Below are 20,345 nucleotides of genomic sequence, written 5' to 3' on the forward strand. Positions count from 1 at the left end.
ACGGGAGGAGATTTAAATATGGCAGATCAAAGCCAATCTCGAATGCAACGAAGACAGCAAAAGAAACAGAATAAACAAGGCAAGACCAAATGGAATTGGAAAAGAATCCTGATTATTTTTGCCATAATTGGTGGTGTCCTATTCGCGGGAGTGGCAGGAACTTTTGCCGTATGGGCAGCAGGTGCTCCTTCACTGGATGCAGCAAACTTATCGGATCCCCTTTCATCAAAAATTTATGATCGTGAAGGAAATCTGATTGCCGACTTAGGCTCCCAAAAACGGACAAAAATTGAATATGACGATATACCACAGGTACTGGAGGATGCCGTTATAGCAACGGAAGACGCCAGGTTCCGCAGTCATTTTGGTATTGATTTCCAACGAATTTTAGCCGCTGTCTGGGCTAATGTTACCGAGGGCTTCGGAGCTGAAGGGGCCAGTACCATTACCCAGCAGGTTGTGAAAAATGCTGTTCTTTCGCAGGATAAAAGGCTTAAAAGAAAGGTTCAGGAACAATGGCTTGCCATGAAGTTAGAAAGAAAGTATTCCAAGAATGATATTTTAACCATGTATTTAAATAAAATTCATTACGGAAACTCTACGTATGGTGTGGCCAAGGCAGCTGAAGTCTATTTTGGCAAGAAAGACTTAAGCAAATTAACCTTACCTGAAGCCGCTCTGTTAGCAGGTATTCCACAGCTGCCAAATGTATACGATCCGACAAAGAATCCTGAAAAAGCTCAGGAACGAAAAAATGTTGTCCTGGACTTAATGGTTCAGCACGGAAAAATATCCGAAAAGAAAGCTGAAAAAGCCAAGAAGGTTCATGTGAATGAACTTGTAGTAGAGGATTATGAATCAGACATCCCTTATGGAGACTTTTTAGAGAAGGTAGTAAAAGAAGTTAAGAATAAAATGGGGGATGAGGTTGATATTTATCAGGATGGTTTAAAAATTTATACAACATTAGATCCTAAAGCCCAAAAACAGGTGGAACTTCTGTTAAGTGATTCAGAGAATAATCCGCTGAGAGGATATTTTAACAATGAAGAGTTGCAGTCAGCTTTATCCGTGGTTGACACAAAAACTGGAGAAATCCTGGCTTTAGGTGGTCAATACAATGGAAAAGAAGGAATTGGAGCTGACTATAACTATGCCTTTCAAGATGGTTTCCAGCCTGGTTCTACTATGAAGCCTATTATGAGCTATGGACCACTTATCGAAAACAAGAAGCGATCCACATACTATCAATTTAATGATGCTGACCATGAATATTCGGATGGGACTGATATTTCGAACTGGGATAATAGCTATAGAGGATGGAATACCATGCGATACCATTTAGCTTATTCTCGGAATATACCTGCCTTGAAGGCATTACAGGAAGTTGGGACAGATAAAGCAGCAGAATTTGCTGAAAAATTAGGTTTGCCCGTGTCTAAATATAATGGTGTCTATGAATCAGATGCCATCGGCGGGCATATTGAACCGAATACGGTGCAAATGGCCGGTGCCTATGCTGCGTTTGGAAATCAAGGAATTTTTAATAAACCACACGCTGTAAAGAAAGTTGTCATGGGTGATAAAGAAGTTGATTTTTCAGAAGAACCAACAGTCGCCATGTCTAAATATACAGCCTATATGATAAGTGATATGTTAAAAGACGTTGTACAATATGGAACAGGTACAGATGCAAACGTCTCCGGATTGCCTCTGGCTGGTAAGACAGGTACCACCAACGGCAATCAGGATGCCTGGTTCAGTGGTTATACGACGAATTATTCCATTTCAGTTTGGACCGGATATCCTAAATCCAGTGATAGTCTGGAAGGAAATCAGGATGATATTCCTAAATTAATGTTTAAGAATATTATGCAGCACATTTCGCAAGGGGTAGAAACGAAGGATTTTGTAAAACCAGACTCTGTTGTTGAAGTTGGCGTTGAAAAAGGCACACGTCCTGCAAAATTACCTAGTGAATTTACTCCTGAAGACCAGATCATCAACGAGTTATTTGTAAAAGGCCAAGAACCTGAAAAAGTATCAGAGAAATATGACCAAATTGATCCAGTCAGCGAGTTAAAAGCGGAATACAATGAACAGGAAAAAGCTGTAGACCTTAGCTGGAATTATGATGGTGAAGCAGAAAATATTAAATTTGAAGTAAAAGCGGGCATCGAAAATTCAGATTTACAAGTCATCACAAACACGCAAAACAAGCAAGTTAAAGTGACAGACATTCGACCTGGATCTAAGGTTATTTTCGAAGTTACGGCTGTTCATACGGATGATTCCGAAAACCGCAGTGAGCCGCAACGAGTTGAACTGGAGATTCCTGAAGAGGAAGAAGATCCATTTGACGACATGTTGCCTGGTGAAGGAAATGGAAATGGTAATGGAAATGGAAATGGAAACGGAAATGGTAATGGCAACGGGAACGGCAATGGGAATGATGAAGGTAATGGCAATGAAGGTGATGATCAACAAGATGATGGTGATGGCGAAAACGGTAGCGACAATGGCAGCGAAGACGGAAATGAAGAAGGACCAACCGACCCGCCCCAAGATGGTGAAAGTCCGCCAGATGACGGTCAGACAGCCCAAATTGACGGATTAATGAGAAGAGCAGGTTAAGAACAACGCATGTTGCCTTCCCTGAAAAAAATTAATCATTCATCAAATGATGATTTCCATACCCAACAAGAAGAGCTGAATCCTCCAGGAAAACTGGAGAATTCAGCTCTTTCTTTTTTTCAGACCTTTATTTCGTGCAAATGAAAATCATCTGCTTATATCACGACTGATTACTATTGGTTATTTCCTTTTCCCTCTTCCTCATTCGCTTTTGTCCTTCCCTGCATACCTCTAATAAAGGGCAAATTTCACATTGAGGACTTTGTGCTTTACAGTGATATCTCCCAAAGAAAATCATACGATGATGTGTATCTCCCCATTCATCTTCAGGAATCTTACGCATAAGTGTTTTTTCAACTTCCAGAACAGAATCCTTCCAGCGACAGAATCCTAATCGTTTAGAAACCCGTTCAACATGTGTATCCACTGCAATGGCAGGCTTATTAAACGCAACTGATACAACAACGTTGGCTGTTTTTCTTCCTACACCGGGGAGGTTCACTAATTTTTCGTGTTCATCAGGAACCTGTCCATCGTACTGTTCAACTAATATCTCACACAACTTACGAATATTTTTTGATTTATTCCGGTATAAGCCAATTCTTTTTATATCATTTTGCAGTTCCTCTAGTGAAACAGCTAAATAATCTTCGGGTGTTTTATATTTTTGAAACAAATCCTTAGTCACTTTATTCACCAGTGCATCCGTACATTGCGCTGAAAGTACGACTGCGATGAGCAACTCAAATGGGTTGGAATGGGTAAGTTCACATTTGGCTTCAGGAAACATTTCCCCCATCTTATCCAGACAAAAACGAATCTGTTTTTTTGTCAGCATTAATTGACCACCTCTTCCTATTCACCATCTTCATCTAACCAATTATAATAAACGGAAGTATCCCGTTTTTTCTTCTTTTGAGTACCGCTTGTCTGATTGGAATTCTGACGGAAGGACTGACTCACCTTCCGTGCATCTTCAACCGTTTTAACCCCTTTTTTTCTCCACTCTATGAGGATTCGATCTACATAGCGGAAATTTAATTTTCCCATTAAAACCGCTTCACGAAGAGCCGCTTTAATGAGAGATGGGGCTAACTGATCATCATCCAGCCAATGATTGATCGTCTCAATTTCAATAGGGGATAGAGCCCGGCCAAATTCCTGTTCAAATAAATAAAATAGTTTTCCTTCATGTTCGGCCTGTTCTTCCTTTTCAACCTGATCATAAATCTTCTTCCAAATGGGCTCCAGCGAATACCATTCATAGATGACATGATCCTCCTGGTGCTGTTCAATCTTTATCAGACTCTTATTCATAAGTTTTTTAAGTACTCGGGCAAGCTCCTGTTCATTTATGGTCATATGTTCACTGATCGCCTGAATGGAAGGGAGACGATTTCCTTCTGACTGAAGTCGATAAATCTGTAAAATAACGACAAGCTCCCCTTCCGTCATTCCCAAAGATGTATAGTTCAGTAAAAGGGTCTTAGGGAATGTCATTTGATCAAAAATGACCTGATAATAAGCTGAATCGTTTTGCATGATTATCCCACCTTACAGTTATTATAGCATGTACTCTTGCTGAATCATGTATGAAAAGTTCTGTGGGAGAAAATATTAGACCCATTAGCTGTATAAAAGGCTCCCTGTTTTAAGGGAGCCTTTTTACTATAAATCATTTTTTACAGACATCATGGATACAAACGATTTAACAGACGTGGGAACGGAATCGTTTCACGTACATGCTCGATTCCTGCAATCCAGGCTACCGTACGCTCTAATCCCAAACCAAAGCCCGAGTGAGGAACACTTCCATATTTTCTTAACTCCAGATACCATTCATAAGCGGGACCTGTAAGTCCATGCTCCTTGTAACGCTGCTCCATTAAATCCAAATCATCTATACGCTCGGATCCACCGATAATTTCCCCATATCCTTCAGGAGCAATTAAATCTGCACATAATACGACATCAGGATTGTCTGGATCCGGCTGCATATAAAAGGCTTTCAGCTTGGTAGGATAATGAGTGATAAAGACTGGTTTATCAAAACTTTCGGCAATGGCTGTTTCGTGAGGTGCTCCGAAATCATCGCCCCATTCAACGTCATCAAATCCCTGTTCCTTCAAAAATTTCAACGCATCATCATATGTAATTCGCGGAAATGGGGCTTGAATATTTTCAAGCTTTGAAACATCTCGTTCAAGTGCCTGTAATTCAAGCTTACAGTTTTCCAATACGGATTGAACAATATGAGTGACATACTGTTCCTGCAGCTCCAGGCTTTCCTCATGCTTCATAAATGCCATTTCCGGCTCAATCATCCAGAATTCAATCAGATGTCTGCGTGTTTTTGATTTTTCGGCACGGAAGGTAGGACCAAAGGAAAATACCTTTCCAAGTGCCATGGCCGCAGCCTCCATATAAAGCTGTCCACTTTGGGATAAATAAGCATCCTCATCAAAGTATTTTGTATGGAACAATTCTGTTGTGCCTTCTGCAGACGCCCCTGTTAAGATAGGTGGATCCACTTTCACAAAGCCCTGCTGATTATAAAACTCATAAGTGGCCCGAATAATTTCATTCCTGACTTTCATAATCGCATGCTGTTTCTTGGACCGTAACCATAAATGGCGGTGATCCATCAGGAATTCTGTGCCATGATTTTTCGGTGTAATCGGATAATCTACGGCTTCATGGATAAGTTCAATACCACTCACTTGAATTTCATAGCCAAGTGGAGATCGGGAATCCTCAACAATTGTACCTGTTACATACAACGAAGACTCCTGTGTCAGCTGCTTCTTAGCTAAATCAAAAACCTCTTCTTCTACATCAGATTTAACTACAACTCCCTGAATAAAACCTGTCCCATCACGAAGCTGTAAAAAGGCAATTTTTCCACTGGAGCGCTTATTGGCAAGCCAGGCTCCAATCGTTACTTCTTCTCCTACATGTTTATATACTTGATTGATTGTCGTCTTCATGACGCTTCCTCCTATTTAAACGGTTTGATGTTTTTCGATAAAACGTTTGATACGTTTAGCTGCTTCTTCAAGCTGATCTAAAGAGGTTGCATAGGATAAACGAACATTTTCAGGTGCACCGAAACCGGATCCCGGAACTAATGCAACCTTCTCCTCTTCAAGAAGGGCTTCCACCCAGTCAAAAACTTCATCATAACCACAGGCTGCTGCGGCCTCTTTGACATTTGGAAACAGATAAAAGGCGCCTTTAGGTTTTACACAGCTGACACCTGGTAAATCGGTTACCCACTGATACAGTTTTTCCAATCTCTCTCCGAATGCTTCTTTCATCTTATTTACTTCCTCTTCAGAAGCGGAATAAGCTGCAAGTGCTCCATACTGCGAAATAGACGTAGGGTTGGAGGTGGAATGGGAAGCCAGGTTTGTCATCGCTTTGATGATCGTTTCATTCCCGGCTGCATATCCAATTCTCCAGCCTGTCATGGAATGGGACTTGGAAACCCCATTAATAATAACGGTTGATTCTTTAAGTTTATCCGACAGCTGCGCAATGGAAATGTGGTGATGCTCGCCATATATTAACTTTTCGTATATTTCATCTGAAACAATGGTTATATTATGTTTTAGGCACACATCTCCTATTGCCTGTAACTCTTCTCTGGAATATATGACACCTGTTGGATTACTTGGAGAATTAATAATAATTGCTTTGGTTCTATCGGTAATCGCTTGTTCCACCTGCTCCGGAGTTAATTTAAACTCATTGTCTTCCTGAGCTTCAACAAACACAGGTTTTCCCTGTGCGAGCTTTATCTGTTCAGGATAACTTACCCAATACGGTGTTGGAACGATCACCTCATCACCAGGATTAAGTAATACCTGAAACAAAGTGAATAACGCGTGTTTGGCCCCAATCGTTACAATCAATTCATTTTCACGATATTCAAGATTCTGATCACGTTTGAATTTTTTCTGAATCTGCTGCTTTAATTCCGGGAGACCTCCGGAAGGCGTATATTTTGTTTTTCCTTCATCCATGGCTTTTTTCGCCGCTTGTATAATATGTTCCGGCGTATTAAAATCCGGTTCACCAGCTGCTAAACCGATCACATCATGGCCTTCTTTTTTCAGTGCCTTTGCTTTTGCTGTGATCGCCAAAGTACTTGAAGGCGTTAAGCTTTGTACACGTTCTGCCAATTCCATTAAGTGGATTCCTCCTCTTATTTTTTACTTAGCTTCACTTGTTCGTACAAATCTCCATTTTCAAACAAGTACGTTTCAAATACGTATTGATTGTCATTGTTTTTATATGTGATTTCCCAGATTACATTTCCATTCTCAATACCTGGAGTGATACTTTGCATTGTACAGTCCTGGCACTGTTCCTTCCAGATTGAGGTTATTTTTTCTTTACTTATTCCGTCGTTTTCTTGCACATATGTAATTTCCTCATCTTTCTCAACAGGAACAAACGCCATTCCTTTTGTTTCGTCTTCTGAAAGTCCCACGGCAACATCATAGGCCTTTTCCCCATTATATCGCACTATACTCTCGATTTCTTCTAAAGGCGTTTCCTGTAGCGCCTGTTGTCTGGATTGTTCAAATGTCGCTTCTTTACCCTCCATTGCCGTACTATACACGTAGATAAAGGATCCGGCAACGATTAAGAAAAGGATGAAAAAAATAAGGGCAACGAGGCGAAACCACCTATGTCTCATAAATGGTGAAGATTGCTGTCTTTTCATCTTCCTGGTCCAACGCTAATCCAAACATTAAATCCTTTTCTTTTAGTGTACGATTTAAACAATCCACAATCTTGTAAAGGTTATCTGTTTTTGAAACACGTAATGTAGTGAGTGTCTCAGGGCCTGACTGGGTCATAGAGTACCTCCTTAACCATTCAGAAGCCATACATAGAAATTTTTGCACCGTATATCATCAAGCAATGAATCCCAAACTAATGGATGTCTGAAAGGTTACTTCGTTATATATTATAACAATAAATTTCAGTCGCTAAATAGTTAAATCAATAATTCCGATTAAAATTTTCCTAACCCATACCAAAATGCTGCTTGCACCTGCTCAAGTTTTCATCGAAAAGAAACAATGAGATCGTGTTAACGAAATCGTTAACACGATTTTTTTGGCTTAAGGCGCTTCCGCCTTTGTTTTAACGGACAAATTCGTAATCTGATGGGGTGAAGATAATTTGAACCGTACCTACCCTTTTCAAATGATAAACATCAATCCACAGCTCTGTCAGCCGTTCGACAAGTCCTGCATGCAGTTTTTTATCCTTCAGGTCATAAATAATCGCTATATGAGGATCAAGCTGGTCTAACAGCTCACCTGTCGGAAAGTTTTTTTCAGCATAATCGGGAATCTTGATAATCTCCGTCTGAATAGGCAAATCCTTTAAGATATCTTCAATCGCCTGATTTGCTTCTGACATAAAAACCATGGAGTTTTTGCCAAATGTGATATACAATGACATGTTTTGAGAATTGGGATTAACCTTTAAAACTTTAAACCTCAGACCTGTACTTGGCTCATAAGTCTCCCCATGCTCCCATTTAACAGTACTGATATCTTCCGTCTGAATATTAACACAGGGCTGATAATTCGAACTTGCAATCTTTTTTACATGGTACTTGTCAATAATAACATCTGCATTGCCGCACGCTGTTTCATTTTTATTGGTTAGTACTAAGTAATCAATTTGCCGTACTTCCAGCTCCTCCAACTGCCCGACAAGGTCCTCTTCGCTATCCTTAGATCCTGTATTAATAAGAATTCGTTTATCCCTGCCAGTTGTAATGAGAAGTGATTCCCCATCAGTAAGATGAAAAAAGGTAAACTTTACTTCATCTTCAGACAGGGTACGCTCAAGAGCCTCTGCAGGATAGGCTGATAATCCTGCTATTACAATTGCCAGACAAAAAATAACGACCCTTTTCCATATGTTCATTACATCTCACATCCCATCATCAGTATCCAAGAATAGAATGTGTAACTATTCCATAACTTATGAAAACCATTTTCGTGCCTGGTCTAATAAAGAGTGTGCATCATCATATAAAAGAGACGCCTGTGGAATGGACTCAATAAAGTATTTGCCATATTTTGCTTTCATTAAACGGCCATCACAGACAAACACAATACCTCTATCCTTACTTGAGCGAATTAAGCGGCCAAATCCCTGCTTAAAACGGATAACGGCATTTGGCAGGGCCAGCTGCATAAAAGGGTTTTTTCCTTCCTCTCTCAGGGCTTCTGCCTTTGCATGATAAACCGGATGACCAGGGGGTTCAAACGGCAGCCTGACAATCACTACAGAGGATAGGTCTTCACCGGGTATATCGATACCCTCCCAGAAGGAGCTTGTTCCAAGTAAGATGGCTCGATTAAAGGACTGAAAATTTTTCTGAAGCCTTGACCGACTTCCACTGGAAATTCCCTGACTGATAATCATAAAATCATCCTGATCAAAGAAGCCTTTAAGCATTTCATGAGTTTTTCGCAGCATTTGGTAGGACGTGAATAAAACAAGCATTCGTCCTTCTGTTATTTGGGCCAATTCGTAAATATTGTAGCTAATGGCAGATAAAAAGTCTTCTTCTTTATCTTTATTGATTTGTGGCAGATCATTAGGAACCAGTAATTGAACCTGATCCTCATAGGAAAAGGGAGAAGGAATTTTTTTTGTAAATACCTCGTCCTCTTCCAGACCATTTCTAGTCAAAATATAGCTAAAGGAATTACGGATTGTAAGTGTCGCACTAGTCAGCACAACACTCTTTTTTTGCTGATAAAATTGCTGTTTTAATAATGAACCCGTTTCAATCGGCTCACAATATAAGTAGACTGCATTTCGTGCTCCCTTTGCTTCAATTTCTATCCATTTAATCATCGACGTTTCTTCTTCATATAAAAACAGATGTAAATTCTGAATGAGGGCATCGACTTGTTCAATCTTTCTATTGATTTCTTCTTCATCTTCTTCCTGATTCATGGATTCATCCGTTTGAATGGATTCTTTGTTGTGATCAAGTCTTACGGACAGATCCTTCAGACTGAAGATAAATCTGGACGCTAAATCCCCCAGGAATACGACGGTATCCTCTTCCATGTCTTGTCGATTAAATAAAGTTTGTATACGACCAATGTCATTATAGGATGAACGATTCCCCTTTTGGTTCTGTACGAAATCGAACAGATAGCGAAACAAGTAATCAGCATGTTCCTTCGCTTCCGCTATTTCTTCCAGGGATTGGTTATCCGTCAGAATTTCCTCCAGCTCATTTAACAGATATTGAATGGAAACATAATCCACCTTCATCCCAAAATGCCTTGAAGCGGTCCGGTCCAAATGATGCCCTTCATCAACGATAGCATATTGATAGGAAGGCAGGAACTCATAGTCATGGACCATATCTGTACACAACAAAGCATGGTTGGTGATAATGAGATGCGCTTTCTGTGCCCGTCTTCTAATACGTTGATAATACGTACGGGAAAACCAGGGGGATTTCGGATCAAGTGTCCGTTCAGCCTCTGCATTTACCCGCCGCCAGAATATCCGGCCACTGGAAGGCAGATGCAATTCATCAACATCTCCAGAATCTGTTTCCGTTATCCAGACTAAAAGAAGGGCTTTCGTTAAAATCACATCATAATTATCATCCCAAGGGGGTTTTTCCAGTTCCTGTTCGAACTTTTTCAGGCTTAAATAATGACTTTTCCCTTTCACAATCACTGCATCAAAAGAAACAGGAAACAGGCTTTTAAGCAAAGGAATTTCCTGATCTAAAAGCTGCGACTGAAGCTGTGTTGTATAGGTACTGATCACAATCCGTTCATTATGCTGCAAGGCATAGTAAAGCCCCGGAAGCAGATAAGCCAAAGTTTTTCCTGTTCCGGTTTCGGCCTCAACGAACGCATGCTTCTCCCCCTGAAATGAATCAAAGAGAAACTCTGCCATCTCCCTTTGTCCTTCTCTTGTTTCGTACCCCTTCAATGCTTGTTGAAGGTTGCCATCCGATGCAAATACTTCCTCAATGAATTCTCCAAATGAGGTATCCCAGTCATGACTTTCCCGCACAGGTTTCTCCTGCTTTTTTATGCCCAGCCCCCGGTAAACCTCTATAGACGGATTCGTCTCCTCCAGTGTATATTTCTTATCGTCAATCCACTGGGTGAATAAGGCATGGAAATCACTATTTAATTTCGGTTCCAGATCCAACAGCTTTTCCACTGTTTCGACCGGAAGACGGCGGGCTTTATCCAGGAGGTTAAGGAGTATCTTTGCCGTTACATACGCATCTGAAAGAGCTCGATGAGGCTGCTGATGCTGGACATTTAAATCTTCTGCCAGCTGAGATAGCTTATATCCTGTAGCTCTTGGTGCAAATATACGGGCAAACTCCACGGTATCGATCACTTTTTCCCTAATCGGAGAAAAACCGGCATCCATTAATGCTTCGTTTAAAAAACCGAGATCAAACTGTACATGATGGGCAACAAAATATGCATCAGAACATAATTCTATAATATCTTCCGCAATTTCGGAAAACAGAGGCGCGGACTGAACCTGTTCATCCGTAATCCCCGTTAAATGAGATATAAATAATGGAATTTCCTGATCAGGTTTTACGTAGGTCCCAAATTGCTGTGTGATCATCCCATCTTCTACCACAACAATTCCTACTTCGATAATCTGGTCACCCTTTGTCGGGTTTTGCCCTGTCGTTTCTAAATCAACCACTGCAAATTTCTTCATGAAGTCACCTTCTTACTATGTATACCATCCAATTTAAGGGGTATTTTATAAAAATGGCCCCCACAACCGCGGGAGCTCCAGGGAATTGCTATGTGAACACCTACTTGATACTTGTTAAAGGTGGTTCTGCATGAATGATTTCGTCAATTTCATTATTTTCGTTCATAAGTGCAATCACTGGCTGATGTTCAGCAAGTTCACTTTCGGAAAGAACAGCATATGAAATAATTATAATGACATCATCTTCTTGAAACTGTCTGGCTGCAGCACCGTTTAAACACATGACACCACTTCCTCGTTCGCCGGAGATAACATAGGTCTCAATTCTGGCTCCATTATTGTTATTTACAATTTGCACTTTTTCATGTGGTAAGATGCCCACTTTATCTAAAATATCCTGATCAATCGTTACACTTCCAACATAATTCAGGTTGGCTTCAGTCACACGTGCACGATGGATCTTCGCATTCATCATGGTGCGAAACATGGTTTATTTCCCCCTAAACCCTTATTCATTTATTCGGTAAAACTAAGTTCGCCGTTTTCCTCAAAAATCAGGTTGTCAATTAAACGCGCCTTCTTAAAATAGACGGCCGTCGCAAGAATAACACGCTGATCAACGGTGTCCGTATGCTCTAACTTTGGATAGGTTAATAAATCAACGTAATCAATTTTACCATGAGTATGCGATTTTATGAACTGGGAAACTTCCTTTACAATCCTATCCTTTTGTCTGACTCCATTTTTTATTAAGTCCTGTCCCTTTTTCAGAGCCTTATAAATATTGATTGCCTGTCTGTGTTCTTCTTCTGACAAATAAACATTCCGGCTGCTTTTAGCAAGACCGCTTTCTTCTCTCACTGTAGGGATTCCGCGTAATTTTACCGGAAAATTAAAATCCTCCACCAAAGCGTCAACCACCGCAAACTGCTGAGCATCTTTGAGCCCAAAATACGCCCGGTCCGGAAGTATAATATGGAATAACTTTGCTAAAACCGTAACAACCCCATCAAAATGACCTTCACGGGATTGGCCGCATAAAACATTCACCCTGTTCTGCATCGTTAAACTTAGTGACATGGGAACGGGATACATTTCATCTACAGACGGGATAAAGACTACATCCGCATTTTCCTCCTGAGCGACTTGTTCATCATGTTCCTCATCACGGGGATAGCGTTCATAATCTTCATTTGGACCAAATTGCAGGGGATTTACAAATATACTGGTAACAAGAATATCATTTTCTTTTCTCGCAGCATTAAGCAATTTTCTGTGGCCTTCATGCAAATAACCCATTGTTGGGACAAAACCAATGGATTTGTTTTCCTTTTTTAAGTCCAAGGCAAGCTGCTGCATTTCTTTTACTTTACGTATCACTTTCATTTACCTTTTCCTCCATAAAGAGAAGGGATTTCCTCTTCATCCATATCATAAGCATACTCTTTTGATGGGAAAATATCCTCTTTAACTTCATTTACATATTGCTCAATCGATGAATGAATCAGGTCATTTACATTTCCATACGGTTTTACAAACTTAGGCAGACGATCTACCCCGTATTTTAAAATGTCATGGTAAACAAGCACCTGTCCGTCGCAGTGCTTGCCTGCTCCAATTCCAATAGTAGGAATAGAAACTGTTTCTGTAATAAGATTAGCCAGAGGTTCAGGTACGCATTCAAGAACCAATGCCATCGCCCCTGATTCTTCTACCCTTTTAGCATTTTCGATTAATTCCTCGGCATCCTTTTTATTTTTCCCCTGTATCCGGTATCCTCCAATAACATTTACTGTCTGAGGAGTCAGGCCTAAGTGTCCAACGACAGGAATACCTGCTTGGGTCAGCAAACGGATACTCTCTAAAACCTCTCCGGCCCCTTCAAGCTTTAATGCCTGTGCGCCTGTTTCCTGAAACAATCGCTTGGCATTTTTCATCGTATCTTCTCGGGAAATATGATACGACATAAACGGCATATCAACTACAGTAAACGTATCACCAGCACCACGTTTTACAGCCTTTCCATGATGAATCATATCGTCCAGCGTAACCGGAATTGTGGAGTCATAGCCAAGCACTACATTGGCTACAGAGTCACCCACTAAAATCGTGTCGACCCCGGATTCCTCCGATAACTTCGCCGATGGGTAGTCATAGGCTGTGATCATTGTAATTTTATCATTACTTTCCTTCATTTTTTGCAGCTTTGCCCGTGTTTTCATCTATTTTATCCCCCGTTTCCAATCAATTTCAGCTGAATAAAGTATTTCACGCTTTCCTGATTGATCCTCAACGATAAGTGCACCGTCTTCCTGTATTCCAACTAAAACAGCATCCCACTTAAGATTCCGCGTTTTTACTGTAACCGTCTCACCTATTCGATAGGCAGCCTTTTCCCAATAAGGTTTAACAGCAGAAAAGCCTTCTTCCATGAATTGATCATAGACAGTCTCTATTTCTTTCAAAACGTCCTGAATTAAGGCCTCTCTTTGAAACGACGAGCCGGTTTCTATTTTCACAGACGTTGCGATATCTTGTAAGGAAAGCGGAATATCCTCCTGAACCTGATTCACATTTATCCCCATACCGATGATGACATACTCAATCAGATCCTGTTCAGCCTGCATTTCTGTTAGAATACCGGCAAGCTTCCTATCATTTAGAAAAATGTCGTTTGGCCACTTAATCTTGGCTTCTGCCTGACAAACCTTTTCAAGCATTCGAGTAATAGATACAGCACTGGCTAAGGTTAACTGTGGGGCACGCTGAGGTTCAATATCAGGTCTTAAAATCAAACTCATCCAGATGCCCTTGCCTTTTTGCGAATCCCAGGGGCGATGAAGTCTTCCCCGTCCTTTTAATTGTTCATCAGCTACTACAACCGTCCCATGATCGGCCCCTTCTCTTGCCAACTGATGAGCAATCGTTTGAGTAGAATCTACCTGATTCTTATAGTACATCTCCTGACCCAGCCATTTTGTATGTAAATCCCATTGAATCGTATTAATGCTCATCTTGTCAGGAAAGGATACAATCCGATACCCCTTTCTGGAAACCCCTTCTATTTGATAGCCTTCCTGCTCCAATGCTTTCATGTGTTTCCAGATGGCAGCACGGGAAATATGAAGTTCCTCCGACAGTCGCTGACCTGATACAAAGGAGTCCTTTGCATTTGCCAGCAGGGTAATCAGTTTCTTTCTCGTCGATTCCATTGTTCCACCCATTCCATTATGGTTTGTTTTTCATTTTGCAATTCCCCATTTATGACCTGTTTTTCAATCTGATCCAGCCATTCACGCACCCAAGGTCCTGGATTGCGGTCAGGATACAGCCTTATAATCTCATGACCATTGATATTCAGATCATTCCGGTTTTTAATCGGCAATTGCTGATAGGCTCGTTCAACTTCTTTTACCGTTAGTTGGGAATTTCCAGTTAAAACGGTTACCAGATGTACAAATTCTTCAAACAGTTCCGGCTTTAAACGATATAAGGTTTCCGGTGTTAGTCCCTGAACTCTGTAAAGCTGATAACCATTGATCAAGTCATACGATCGATGTTTAATCGCTTTTGACAGCTTCCACCTTTTACACCAGTCATCGATGGATACATTTGGATAAAACAGATGCATACAGGCAATCGCCTCTGCTAAGCTGTATAAGGGAGATGGAATGTGATTCAGGCTCTTTTGAATAAGTGTATGATGCTGTTTAAAAACAGGTAAGGACTGCCAAATACCAGTCTCATAAAGAATGGTCAGTGCCTTTAGAATATACGGGGCCTTCCAGAGTTTTTCCATTTCTGCTGCAATGCGCTCAACCGCAATCTTTTCCAGTAAATGATGGTTCCGGACAATGGCGTCTTCAGCCTCTTTTCCTAAATGGAAGCCTAATTGACTTACAAAGCGCAGAGCTCTCATCATTCGGAGCGGATCCTCCTGAAAACGTTCATCGGCATTGCGAACCGTTTCAATCCTTTTTTCATTAATGTGCATCTGGCCTTCATATGGGTCAATAAGCGTGCCATCTTTATTCATGGCGATCGCGTTCATGGTAAAATCCCGTCTGGACAAATCCTCGTGAATATCCTTCACAAACTCAACGCTTTCAGGATGACGAAAATCTGTGTAATCACTTTCCGTACGAAAGGTCGTCACTTCATACGAAATATGATTATATCTGATCATGATCGTACCGTGCTCGATCCCAATTGGTATCGTCTTATCAAATATCTTCTGTACTTGTTCAGGGGTTGCATTTGATGCAATGTCCACATCATCTATGGTCCGGTTTAATAAACTATCGCGAACCGATCCTCCTACAAAAAAGGCATGAAACCCATGTTCTTCTAGCTTCTCTAATACAGGGATGGCTTCTTTAAATTCTGGTTTCATATCTATTCATCATCCTTCAGCTAAGAGAGATTCGTAGAGCTGTTCATATTGCTGTACAATACGTTCAGAGGCAAATTCACGATGTACCCGTTGCTTGGCTGCATTTGAAAACTGCTTCCACAAATCCTCATCTGATAAAAGTTTAACAGCTTTACTGCTAATGGTATCAATATCCTGAACAGAGCATACATACCCCGTTTCCTGATTCTGAATCACTTCCGGTATCCCGCCAATATTTGTTCCGATACATGGTACGCCACCTGCCATTGCCTCTAAAAGGACCAGTCCAAAGCTTTCCTTTTCTGAAAGCAGCAATTTAAGGTCGGCAATCGAAAATAATTCTGACACATTTTCCTGTTTCCCTAAAAACAGTACATTTTCTTCAATCCCTAATTCCCTTACTAATTCCCGAACAGCGATATATTCGGGTCCATCTCCCACTAATAAAAGTCTGGCCGGCATTTTGTCAACGATATTGGCGAACACACGAATGACATCCGGGACTCTTTTCACCTTACGAAAATTAGAAATATGGATAACTACTTTTTCATATTCCTTTATGCCAAGATTCTCCTTCAGTTCATGACTTTGATCCCTCTTGTAGTCCCGTTCATCGACAAAATTGTAAATGACATTCATATGCTTCCTGACACCAACCAAATCCTCTGTTTGCTTCTTTAAACTATTTGATACGGTTGTTACACAATCTGATTCCTCAATTCCATAACGTATGATATTTTTCAGGCTTAAGTCCACACCTAATACGGTAATATCAGTTCCATGAAGCGTCGTTACAATTTTTACATCACGCTTTGCCATTTGCTTTGCTAAAATAGCACAGACAGCATGAGGAACCGCGTAATGAACATGTAAAATATCAAGCTGCTCCTGGTCAATCACATCCGCCATCTTACTGGCCAATGCTAAATCGTAAGGTGGATGCTGAAAGACAGGATAATTACTTACTTCCACTTCATGAAAATAAATATTTGAATACAGCTTTGTTAAACGAAACGGCATATTAGAAGAAATAAAATGAATCTGATGCCCTTTTTCAGCCAGTAATTTACCCAGTTCTGTTGCGATTACTCCTGATCCTCCGACAGAAGGATAGCAGGTAATACCTATTCTTAATCCGATTTTCCTCACCCTAACTAACGCTGTCTTAACCTGTTTACTTTACGATTTCACGCCATTGAAAATCACCGCGTTCAATCCCGTGAATCATAACCTCTGCTGCTGCAAGATTGGTTGCTAAAGGGATTTTGTATACATCACAAAGCCGCAACAATGCACTTACATCCGGTTCATGAGGCTGAGCAGTTAAAGGATCTCTGAAGAAAATGACTATATCCATTTCGTTCTCAGCAATCATCGCTCCAATCTGCTGATCTCCCCCTAGCGGGCCAGACTGGAACCGGTGCACAGGTACACCAACCTTGTCTATTACCTGCTCCCCCGTCGTTCCCGTAGCATATAATTGATGTCCTGAAAATATAGACTTGTATGCTAATACAAAATTCACAAGCTCTTTCTTCTTTTTATCGTGGGCAATTAAGGCTATTTTCAAATTGATTCCCCTCTATTCCAATAAATTTTCTAGACCGTAGACAAAAGCATTTACCTTTTGGACCTGATCAACAGCGAGCTTAACACCGCTCATAAAGGACTGTCGATGATAAGAATCATGCTTAATCGTCAGCCCTTGGCCAGTACCTCCAAAAATAACTTCCTGATGAGCAATCAGACCAGGCAACCGGACACTATGTATTTTCATCCCGTCTTCATCGGCTCCGCGGGCTCCCGCTAACGTTTCCTTTTCTTCAGGATGCCCCTGCTTTTTGCTCTCTCTTACCTGCTCAATAAGCTTAGCGGTTTTTACAGCTGTCCCTGATGGAGCATCCAATTTCTGATCATGGTGTTTTTCAATGATTTCAACATCGGGAAAGTATTTTGCTGCCCATTTTGCGAATTGCATCATTAATACGGCACCAACAGCAAAGTTTGGAGCAATGACAGCTCCCAGTTCCTTTTGCTCGGTTAAGCGCTGAATATCGGTCAATTGTTCATCTGAAAAACCGCTTGTCCCAACAACCGGTCGTACGCCATTCTCAAGTGCCAAACGTGTATGAGTGTAGCCTGCTTCTGGTGAAGTCAAATCAATCAGGACATCTGCACCCGCTTCCTGAAAAGCAATTTCCGCATCTGTAAAGATAGGTGCATCTAAATTTGGAAGACCTTCTAGATCGCTAACATTCATTCCTTCATTTTTTCGGTCAATACATCCCACTAAATGATAATTTTCTGTTTGTTTTATTAAACGTAAGGCTTCACTTCCCATTTTGCCTCTTGGTCCTGCAACGATAATATTAATCATTCCTGTTCACCGTCCTGTTGGCTTATTTTAGTCCATCTGTTTTTATCCCTTGTCTCAAATTTTGTCATAGCTGTATGAAATGATTCGCCTAAATCAATATTTAATGAATTTGCAAAGCACGCCAGCACAAACAGTAAATCTCCCAGTTCTTCCTCAACCGTATTTTCTTTTTCTGTTTTCTTTTTTGGTTTTTCTCCATAATAATGGTTAATCTCTCTGGCTAGTTCTCCTGTCTCTTCTGTCAGTCTTGCCATTAAACTTAAAGGAGAAAAATAGCCTTCTTTAAATTGAGATATGTACTGGTCGACTCGTTTCTGCATTTCCTTCGTTGTATATTCGATATTTGACATGTAAATCCCTCTTTCAAATACTGGTCACATTAATGGTAGCTAAACTTGACAATTTTGACAAATCTTTTATTTGGCTTTATTGACATCGTTTGCTCGTTTCCACGCCTTTCTTTTAAAAAACACATATATAATATTTAACAAATTTGCTCTGCTATGGTGCACAATTTATAATGAGTACTGGTGGATATTAGAAGTCGAGGTGACAACATGATAAAAGGTATAAAGGCAAAAAATATTTTCTTCATTTTATTGGGTTCAGCTATTTTTTCATTCGGTATTGTCCATTTTAATATGCAAAATAATTTGGCTGAAGGGGGATTCACCGGGATTACCCTCCTGTTATACTACCTATTTAACTGGGATCCCGCTGTGATGAATATTGTGTTAAATATACCTGTTTTCATTGTAGGATGGAAGCTCCTGGGAAGATTAACCTTTATTTATACTCTGATAGGAACGATTGCTGTTTCCGTTTTTCTATGGATTTTTCAGACCTATACATTTTCCTTTTCCCTTGAAAATGATATGACGTTAGCTGCATTATTTGCCGGTATTTTTGTGGGTGTTGGCCTGGGAATCATTTTTCGGTATGGAGGCACTACAGGCGGTTCTGATATTATTGCCCGGCTGGCGAACAAATACATTGGGTGGAGCATTGGCAGAGCCATGTTTCTATTTGACGCATTTGTTATTATTTCATCGATTATTTTGTATTTGGAACCGGTCGAAGGAATGTACACTTTAGTAGCCGTTTATATTGGTGCACGAGTCATTGATTTTCTTCAGGAAGGCGCATATGCAGCAAGAGGAGCGACCATCATATCTGAAAACAGTCAGCAAATCGCTGATACAGTTTTAAAAGAGATGGATCGTGGGGTTACGATATTAGAAGGCCGGGGCAGTTACACCGGAGCCAAACGGGATGTTTTATATTGTGTTGTTGCCCGAAATGAAATTGTCCGGTTAAAAACGATTATTAATTCCATTGATCCTCACGCTTTTGTCGCCTTAAGTTCTGTTCATGATGTTATGGGTGAAGGGTTTACCCTTGATGAAGATAAAAATCCGATTGAATAACTCCAACCCTCATACTCGTAAGACAGTATAAAACCCTGGCACTTATAGTACCAGGGTTTTTTATTAATCATCATTCATACCAACAAAAACTAACACAAAACGCAGAAGCTCCAGCAATGCTGTAATCGCTGCTGCTACATAGGTAAGTGCAGCTGCGCTAAGTACTTTTTTTGTTTCTCCGTGTTCATTATTTCTAATAACACCTGTGGAAACCAACTGTTCCATCGCTCTTGAAGAAGCGTTATATTCAACAGGCAATGTTACCAGTTGGAATAGAACAACGGCTGACATAAAAATAATCCCAGCCAGAATTAGGCCTGAAGAGTACATAATTATACCAGCAAGAATGATGATATATGACATATTTGAGCCTAAATTAGCTACAGGCACTAAAGCATGTCTGAAACGCAGAAATGCATAGCTTTCGGCATCCTGAATTGCATGGCCTACTTCGTGAGCCGCAATAGCAGCTGCTGCCTGTGAATGTCCATGATAGTTATCAGTTGATAAACGAACGGTTTTCGATCTTGGATCATAGTGGTCCGACATTACGCCCCGAACCTCTTCTATTTGTACATCAAATAGTCCATTTTCATCAAGAATTCTTCGTGCAACCTGTGCACCTGTCATCATAGATGAATTTTGGATTTTCGCATGTTTCTTATACGTCCTTTTCACTTTGGATTGTGCCCACAAAGGTAGAATAAGAAGGATCGCAAAGTAAACAAGAAATCCACCCATGCTTGCC

General features: G+C 40.6%; 20 protein-coding genes. 2 read left to right on the plus strand and 18 right to left on the minus strand.

Annotation, left to right across the window (positions count from 1 at the left end):
• The first annotated feature begins 18 nt into the window (after positions 1–18).
• Positions 19–2,634, plus strand: coding sequence for a transglycosylase domain-containing protein (locus tag ABD006_RS00915; RefSeq protein ID WP_343836511.1), 2,616 nt, complete (start codon positions 19–21; stop codon positions 2,632–2,634).
• A gap of 160 nt (positions 2,635–2,794) precedes the next feature.
• On the opposite strand, the gene nth is transcribed toward ABD006_RS00915, so the two are convergent.
• From nth to ABD006_RS01000, 17 genes are all read right to left on the minus strand, one after another.
• Positions 2,795–3,472, minus strand: coding sequence for an endonuclease III (gene nth, locus ABD006_RS00920; RefSeq protein ID WP_343836513.1), 678 nt, complete (start codon positions 3,470–3,472; stop codon positions 2,795–2,797).
• Positions 3,473–3,489: 17 nt separating this feature from the next.
• A complete protein-coding gene (locus ABD006_RS00925) occupies positions 3,490–4,176 on the minus strand; it encodes a DnaD domain-containing protein (RefSeq protein WP_343836516.1) in 687 nt (228 codons plus the stop codon).
• Between the two features lie 149 nt (positions 4,177–4,325).
• On the minus strand, positions 4,326–5,621 hold the full coding sequence (gene asnS / locus ABD006_RS00930; RefSeq protein ID WP_343836518.1) for an asparagine--tRNA ligase: 1,296 nt from the start codon (positions 5,619–5,621) through the stop codon (positions 4,326–4,328).
• A gap of 15 nt (positions 5,622–5,636) precedes the next feature.
• Complete coding sequence (locus ABD006_RS00935) at positions 5,637–6,824, minus strand: pyridoxal phosphate-dependent aminotransferase (RefSeq protein WP_343836520.1); 1,188 nt, start codon at positions 6,822–6,824, stop codon at positions 5,637–5,639.
• Between the two features lie 17 nt (positions 6,825–6,841).
• A complete protein-coding gene (locus ABD006_RS00940) occupies positions 6,842–7,339 on the minus strand; it encodes a cell wall elongation regulator TseB-like domain-containing protein (protein ID WP_343836522.1) in 498 nt (165 codons plus the stop codon).
• Positions 7,329–7,502, minus strand: a complete 174-nt coding sequence (locus tag ABD006_RS00945) for a YpmA family protein (protein ID WP_343836524.1) — start codon at positions 7,500–7,502, stop codon at positions 7,329–7,331. The genes ABD006_RS00940 and ABD006_RS00945 overlap by 11 nt, the downstream gene beginning before the upstream one ends.
• A gap of 289 nt (positions 7,503–7,791) precedes the next feature.
• The gene (locus tag ABD006_RS00950) at positions 7,792–8,589 is read right to left on the minus strand and encodes a ComEC/Rec2 family competence protein (protein WP_343836526.1); all 798 of its coding nucleotides are present in this window, start codon (positions 8,587–8,589) and stop codon (positions 7,792–7,794) included.
• 57 nt (positions 8,590–8,646) lie between these two features.
• Positions 8,647–11,400 carry an ATP-dependent DNA helicase DinG gene (dinG, locus tag ABD006_RS00955; protein WP_343836528.1) on the minus strand — a complete coding sequence of 918 codons (2,754 nt, stop codon included), beginning with the start codon at positions 11,398–11,400 and terminating at the stop codon, positions 8,647–8,649.
• A gap of 100 nt (positions 11,401–11,500) precedes the next feature.
• A complete protein-coding gene (gene panD / locus ABD006_RS00960) occupies positions 11,501–11,887 on the minus strand; it encodes an aspartate 1-decarboxylase (protein WP_343836530.1) in 387 nt (128 codons plus the stop codon).
• A 29-nt stretch (positions 11,888–11,916) separates the two neighbouring features.
• A complete protein-coding gene (gene panC, locus ABD006_RS00965; protein WP_343836532.1) occupies positions 11,917–12,786 on the minus strand; it encodes a pantoate--beta-alanine ligase in 870 nt (289 codons plus the stop codon).
• On the minus strand, positions 12,783–13,622 hold the full coding sequence (gene panB / locus ABD006_RS00970; protein WP_343836534.1) for a 3-methyl-2-oxobutanoate hydroxymethyltransferase: 840 nt from the start codon (positions 13,620–13,622) through the stop codon (positions 12,783–12,785). Before panB ends, panC begins: the two co-directional genes overlap by 4 nt.
• The gene (locus tag ABD006_RS00975; RefSeq protein ID WP_343836536.1) at positions 13,623–14,612 is read right to left on the minus strand and encodes a biotin--[acetyl-CoA-carboxylase] ligase; all 990 of its coding nucleotides are present in this window, start codon (positions 14,610–14,612) and stop codon (positions 13,623–13,625) included.
• Positions 14,588–15,793: a CCA tRNA nucleotidyltransferase gene (locus ABD006_RS00980; RefSeq protein WP_343836538.1), complete on the minus strand. Its 1,206-nt coding sequence runs from the start codon at positions 15,791–15,793 to the stop codon at positions 14,588–14,590. Before ABD006_RS00980 ends, ABD006_RS00975 begins: the two co-directional genes overlap by 25 nt.
• Before the next feature lie 9 nt (positions 15,794–15,802).
• The gene (gene bshA / locus ABD006_RS00985; protein WP_425542165.1) at positions 15,803–16,942 is read right to left on the minus strand and encodes an N-acetyl-alpha-D-glucosaminyl L-malate synthase BshA; all 1,140 of its coding nucleotides are present in this window, start codon (positions 16,940–16,942) and stop codon (positions 15,803–15,805) included.
• A 25-nt stretch (positions 16,943–16,967) separates the two neighbouring features.
• Positions 16,968–17,363 carry a methylglyoxal synthase gene (mgsA, locus tag ABD006_RS00990; RefSeq protein ID WP_343836542.1) on the minus strand — a complete coding sequence of 132 codons (396 nt, stop codon included), beginning with the start codon at positions 17,361–17,363 and terminating at the stop codon, positions 16,968–16,970.
• A 12-nt stretch (positions 17,364–17,375) separates the two neighbouring features.
• Positions 17,376–18,170, minus strand: coding sequence for a 4-hydroxy-tetrahydrodipicolinate reductase (dapB, locus tag ABD006_RS00995; RefSeq protein WP_343836544.1), 795 nt, complete (start codon positions 18,168–18,170; stop codon positions 17,376–17,378).
• Positions 18,167–18,520 carry a nucleotide pyrophosphohydrolase gene (locus ABD006_RS01000; protein WP_343836547.1) on the minus strand — a complete coding sequence of 118 codons (354 nt, stop codon included), beginning with the start codon at positions 18,518–18,520 and terminating at the stop codon, positions 18,167–18,169. The genes dapB and ABD006_RS01000 overlap by 4 nt, the downstream gene beginning before the upstream one ends.
• Positions 18,521–18,727: 207 nt before the next feature.
• On the opposite strand from ABD006_RS01000, the gene ABD006_RS01005 reads away from it, so the two are divergent.
• Entirely contained in the window at positions 18,728–19,597 is an 870-nt protein-coding gene (locus ABD006_RS01005; protein WP_343836549.1) for a YitT family protein, read from the plus strand.
• 63 nt (positions 19,598–19,660) lie between these two features.
• On the opposite strand, the gene ABD006_RS01010 is transcribed toward ABD006_RS01005, so the two are convergent.
• Positions 19,661–20,338, minus strand: a complete 678-nt coding sequence (locus tag ABD006_RS01010; RefSeq protein ID WP_343837728.1) for a zinc metallopeptidase — start codon at positions 20,336–20,338, stop codon at positions 19,661–19,663.
• Positions 20,339–20,345: the final 7 nt, after the last annotated feature.

It is taken from the genome of Salinibacillus aidingensis (genome assembly GCF_039522525.1).
Lineage (GTDB): Bacteria > Bacillota > Bacilli > Bacillales > Alkalibacillaceae > Salinibacillus > Salinibacillus aidingensis.

What these genes read in the sequence shown, in the direction of transcription:
- ABD006_RS01000 (WP_343836547.1), bottom strand. Translation starts at nt 18,520, where the DNA reads ATGTCAAATATCGAATATACAACGAAGGAAATGCAGAAACGAGTCGAC.
- ABD006_RS00915 (WP_343836511.1), top strand. Translation starts at nt 19, where the DNA reads ATGGCAGATCAAAGCCAATCTCGAATGCAACGAAGACAGCAAAAGAAA.
- ABD006_RS00925 (WP_343836516.1), bottom strand. Translation starts at nt 4,176, where the DNA reads ATGCAAAACGATTCAGCTTATTATCAGGTCATTTTTGATCAAATGACA.
- ABD006_RS01010 (WP_343837728.1), bottom strand. Translation starts at nt 20,338, where the DNA reads ATGGGTGGATTTCTTGTTTACTTTGCGATCCTTCTTATTCTACCTTTG.
- dapB (WP_343836544.1), bottom strand. Translation starts at nt 18,170, where the DNA reads ATGATTAATATTATCGTTGCAGGACCAAGAGGCAAAATGGGAAGTGAA.
- ABD006_RS00940 (WP_343836522.1), bottom strand. Translation starts at nt 7,339, where the DNA reads ATGAGACATAGGTGGTTTCGCCTCGTTGCCCTTATTTTTTTCATCCTT.
- ABD006_RS00945 (WP_343836524.1), bottom strand. Translation starts at nt 7,502, where the DNA reads ATGACCCAGTCAGGCCCTGAGACACTCACTACATTACGTGTTTCAAAA.
- nth (WP_343836513.1), bottom strand. Translation starts at nt 3,472, where the DNA reads ATGCTGACAAAAAAACAGATTCGTTTTTGTCTGGATAAGATGGGGGAA.
- ABD006_RS01005 (WP_343836549.1), top strand. Translation starts at nt 18,728, where the DNA reads ATGATAAAAGGTATAAAGGCAAAAAATATTTTCTTCATTTTATTGGGT.
- dinG (WP_343836528.1), bottom strand. Translation starts at nt 11,400, where the DNA reads ATGAAGAAATTTGCAGTGGTTGATTTAGAAACGACAGGGCAAAACCCG.
- ABD006_RS00950 (WP_343836526.1), bottom strand. Translation starts at nt 8,589, where the DNA reads ATGAACATATGGAAAAGGGTCGTTATTTTTTGTCTGGCAATTGTAATA.
- panD (WP_343836530.1), bottom strand. Translation starts at nt 11,887, where the DNA reads ATGTTTCGCACCATGATGAATGCGAAGATCCATCGTGCACGTGTGACT.
- ABD006_RS00980 (WP_343836538.1), bottom strand. Translation starts at nt 15,793, where the DNA reads ATGAAACCAGAATTTAAAGAAGCCATCCCTGTATTAGAGAAGCTAGAA.
- asnS (WP_343836518.1), bottom strand. Translation starts at nt 5,621, where the DNA reads ATGAAGACGACAATCAATCAAGTATATAAACATGTAGGAGAAGAAGTA.
- ABD006_RS00975 (WP_343836536.1), bottom strand. Translation starts at nt 14,612, where the DNA reads ATGGAATCGACGAGAAAGAAACTGATTACCCTGCTGGCAAATGCAAAG.
- panC (WP_343836532.1), bottom strand. Translation starts at nt 12,786, where the DNA reads ATGAAAGTGATACGTAAAGTAAAAGAAATGCAGCAGCTTGCCTTGGAC.
- ABD006_RS00935 (WP_343836520.1), bottom strand. Translation starts at nt 6,824, where the DNA reads ATGGAATTGGCAGAACGTGTACAAAGCTTAACGCCTTCAAGTACTTTG.
- panB (WP_343836534.1), bottom strand. Translation starts at nt 13,622, where the DNA reads ATGAAAACACGGGCAAAGCTGCAAAAAATGAAGGAAAGTAATGATAAA.